The sequence below is a fragment of the Intrasporangium sp. genome (assembly GCF_039812505.1).
Lineage (GTDB): Bacteria > Actinomycetota > Actinomycetes > Actinomycetales > Dermatophilaceae > Intrasporangium_A.
Window position 1 is genome coordinate 1 of record NZ_JBDIAQ010000236.1, and the last position, 3,588, is coordinate 3,588.

5 protein-coding genes are annotated in these 3,588 nt (G+C 69.3%); all 5 read left to right on the forward strand.

Annotated elements, in window-relative coordinates; all coding sequences use genetic code 11:
* Positions 1–186: 186 nt before the first annotated feature.
* The 5 genes from WMI84_RS17535 (at position 187) to WMI84_RS17555 (ending at position 3,530) form a co-directional block, all read left to right on the forward strand.
* Entirely contained in the window at positions 187–402 is a 216-nt protein-coding gene (locus WMI84_RS17535; RefSeq protein WP_347355060.1) for a DUF4244 domain-containing protein, read from the forward strand.
* Positions 403–425: 23 nt separating this feature from the next.
* Positions 426–755, forward strand: a complete 330-nt coding sequence (locus WMI84_RS17540) for a TadE family type IV pilus minor pilin (protein ID WP_347355061.1) — start codon at positions 426–428, stop codon at positions 753–755.
* Between the two features lie 50 nt (positions 756–805).
* On the forward strand, positions 806–1,156 hold the full coding sequence (locus WMI84_RS17545) for an Rv3654c family TadE-like protein (RefSeq protein WP_347355062.1): 351 nt from the start codon (positions 806–808) through the stop codon (positions 1,154–1,156).
* A gap of 404 nt (positions 1,157–1,560) precedes the next feature.
* Complete coding sequence (locus tag WMI84_RS17550) at positions 1,561–1,872, forward strand: DUF3311 domain-containing protein (RefSeq protein ID WP_347355063.1); 312 nt, start codon at positions 1,561–1,563, stop codon at positions 1,870–1,872.
* Positions 1,869–3,530 carry a sodium:solute symporter gene (locus WMI84_RS17555; protein ID WP_347355064.1) on the forward strand — a complete coding sequence of 554 codons (1,662 nt, stop codon included), beginning with the start codon at positions 1,869–1,871 and terminating at the stop codon, positions 3,528–3,530. Before WMI84_RS17550 ends, WMI84_RS17555 begins: the two co-directional genes overlap by 4 nt.
* Positions 3,531–3,588: the final 58 nt, after the last annotated feature.

The following is a 3,588-nucleotide window of genomic DNA, read 5'->3' on the forward strand; positions in this document are numbered from 1 at the left end:
CTTGCCGTCGAGGGTGCACGCGTGTTCTCCACGCCTCAGTGCTCATCCCGACGCCGTCGCGTCCACAGCCGCACCGACCAGGTCCGCGCTGTGCACAGGCGCGAGAAGGTCGGTTCACCCCAACCCCGGAAGGGGGTCGAATCGTGGTGAGGCGAGATGGACTCGTCATCGTCGAAGGAGCCAGTCATGCAACGTCTCTTGAGGATCCGTCACCTCGTCACGGCCGGTCAGCGCCGTCTTGCCGAGCTCGGTAGGGATCGTGGGATGACGACGGCGGAGTACGCCGTCGGGATCATGGCGGCCTGCACGTTCGCCCTCGTGCTGCTCGGGGTGGTCCGCTCCGACGCGGTCCGCTCAGCGCTGACCGGCATCGTGCAGAACGCGCTCGGTCTCGCCGGGTGACAGCGGGTCGGCAGGACCGCGGGATGGTGACGGCGGAGCTCGCCGTCGCCATCCCGGCCGTGGTTCTCGTCCTGGCCTGTTGTGTCTCCGCGCTCTCGGCCGGGATGGACCAGGTCCGTTGCGTCGATGCCGCCAGGGCGGCGGCGCGGTCGGCGGCCCGAGGGGACAGTGCGGCCGAGTCGAGAAGGCTGGCTCTCCGGGCGGCACCGCGTGGTGCCGAGGTACGGGTCGAGCGTGGTGGCGCCGAGGTGCGGGTCGTGGTCTCCGTCCGAGCGGGCGGCGCGGGCCGGCTCGTTCCCGGCTGGTATCTACGCGCGCAGGCCGTCGGGCCCGTCGAGGCGGGGGTGCCGTGAGGACCGTCGGTGGACCGCAGGCGTCGCCCGGTCTCGGTTGGGGTGCCATCGTGTGCAGGCCCCGGGACCGCGGTTCGGCGACTGTCCTCGTGACAGGGGCGGTCGCGGCCCTCCTGGTCCTGACCGCAGCCGCATTGACGCTTGCCGGTGTCGTGGCGGCAAGTCACCGGGCGCGCCTGGCGGCCGACCTGACCGCGCTCGGTGCGGCCATGGTGCTCCAGGTGACGAACGACCCGGGGGCGGCCTGCGTGCGTGGGTCCGGCATCGCCGCGGGCAACGGCGCCCTGATGACCGTGTGCCGGGCCGACGGGCACATTGTCACGGTCGTCGTCGAAGTCCGCGCACCACGATGGCCTGCGCCTGCCCGGGCCCGAGCCCGAGCCGGTCCCGATGGGTCCTGACCGACCGATGGCTCTGACGGACCCCAGTCCTGACGGACCCCTGCTCAGTCCTGACGGACCAGTAGCTGAGCGGCATACCACCGGAACGGCCGCCGGCGAAGGCGTCCGCCGCCGCGACCCCCGGCGGATCGACGCTCGACGTTCGACGGCGGGCCCACTCGACTGTCGGCGGCCCATTGTCAGCAGACTCCCAGCCGCCGGGTGTAGGACAACTAGCGCTGTGGCCGTCTCCCACGACTCTGGCCCGTCCAGCGGCTCGGGAGAGCGGATCTGGTGGGGGACCGTGTTGGACAACTGGACAACTTCGCATTCGCTGTCAGAGCCGCCGGCTGGATCCGCTTCCGACGAGGTACACGAAGGCTGGCCGGGCGGGCAGGTTCTGGCCCTGTATCAGGAGGCGCCTCATGGCACCACAGACCGACCGCAGTTACGCCCCGCCGGCCAGGACACCGCTGCTCGTCGTTGCCGGCATCTGTGTCGCGATCCCCGTCGCGGCCCTCATGTGGGTGGGCTCCTATGCCAGGGAGGACCCCAAGCTGGGCCCGTTCCCGTTCTTCTTCTGGTACCAGATGATGTGGGTCATCCTTACGGCCTGCTTCACCTATACCGCCTACCGACTCGTCCTCAGGGCCCGTCCGCATCGCCCGATGCCACACCCCGCCGGCGATGACGGCCCGAACCGCCCGGGCGCCGGTGCGGAAGGCCCGGACCGGTGAACACACTCGCGGCGGCGGGCCTACCGGCAGATCACACCGGAGTCAACGGCATCGCCCTGACCGTCCTGGTCGTCCTGTTCCTGGTCGTCACCGTGATGGGGTTCTGGGCCACCCGATGGCGCAAGAGCGAGGCCGGGCTGGACTCGCTCGACGAGTGGGGCCTCGGGGGCCGGACGTTCGGGACATGGATCACCTGGTTCCTCCTCGGCGGCGACCTCTACACGGCATACACCTTCGTGGCCGTCCCGGCGGCGATGTTCGCGCTCGGGTCGGTCAGTGGCTTCTTCGCCGTCCCCTACACGATCGTGCTCTACCCGATCATCTTCGTGTTCATGTCCCGGCTGTGGTCGGTGAGCCACCGCCACGGGTACGTCACCCCGGCTGACTTCGTCGAGGGCCGGTACGGCTCGCGCGGGCTCGCCCTCGCGGTGTCGGTCACCGGCATCCTGGCGATCCTGCCCTACGTCGCGCTGCAGCTGGTGGGTATCCAGGCGGTGCTGGAGGTTGCCGGTGTCGGTGGCAGCAACGTGATCGCACACGACCTGCCGCTGTTCATCGCCTTCGCCGTGCTGGCCGCCTTCACCTACTCGAGCGGGCTGCGTGCCCCGGCGGTCATCGCGTTCGTCAAGGACTCGCTGATCTACCTGGTCATCATCGTCGCCATCATCTACCTGCCGGCCAAGGTCGGTGGCTGGGGGCACATCTTCGACGTGGCCGAGCACAAGATGGCTACCCCGAACCCGGCCACCGGTAAGGCGACCGGTGCCTTCATCCCGACGCCGGCGCAGTTCTGGGCGTACGGGACGCTTGCGCTCGGGTCCGCGCTGGCCCTGTTCATGTATCCGCACTCCATCACGGCCACGCTGTCGTCCAAGTCGCGCAACACCATCCGGCGCAACGCCTCGATCCTGCCGGCCTACAGCCTGATGCTGGGCCTGCTCGCGCTGCTCGGCTGGGTCGCCATCGCAGCCGGGACGCAACCCATCGGGCTGAACGGCAAGGCGAACCCGCAGCTGGTCGTGCCACAGCTGTTCGAGGACCTGTTCCCCTCCTGGTTCGCCGGGGTTGGGTTCGCCGCCATCGCGATCGGCGCGCTCGTACCCGCAGCGATCATGTCCATCGCGGCCTCCAACACGTTCACCCGTAACATCTACCGGGAGTTCTTCCGGCCCAACGCCTCTCCCGAGGAGGAGGCCAAGGTCAGCAAGCTCGTCTCGCTGGTGGTCAAGCTGTTCGCCGTGGTGTTCGTGCTGACCCTGCCGGCGCAGAACGCGCTGAACTTCCAGCTGCTCGGCGGCATCTGGATCCTGCAGACGTTCCCGGCGATCGTCTACAGCCTCTACACCCGCTGGTTCCACCGCTGGGCACTGCTCGGCGGGTGGGCCGTCGGCATGGTCTACGGCACGGTCAAGGCCTACAACAACGTGAACCCGGCCGGCGAGCACTTCGCCAGCTCGATCGCCAACATCGAGGGACTCGGTCAGATGGGCTACATCGCGCTGACCGCCTTCGTGATAAACACCCTGGTCGCCGTCGTGCTGACCGTGGCCTTCCGCGCGACACACGTGCCGGACGGACGCGACGCCACGCGCAAGAACGACTACTTCGCGGATGCCGGCGACCCGAAGGTGCGCGACATCCCCGAGCTGAGCGAGTGACCCGGCCCGCCCGAGCCACGGGGGCCGAGTCAGGCGGGACGTGAGATCAGGGACAGCC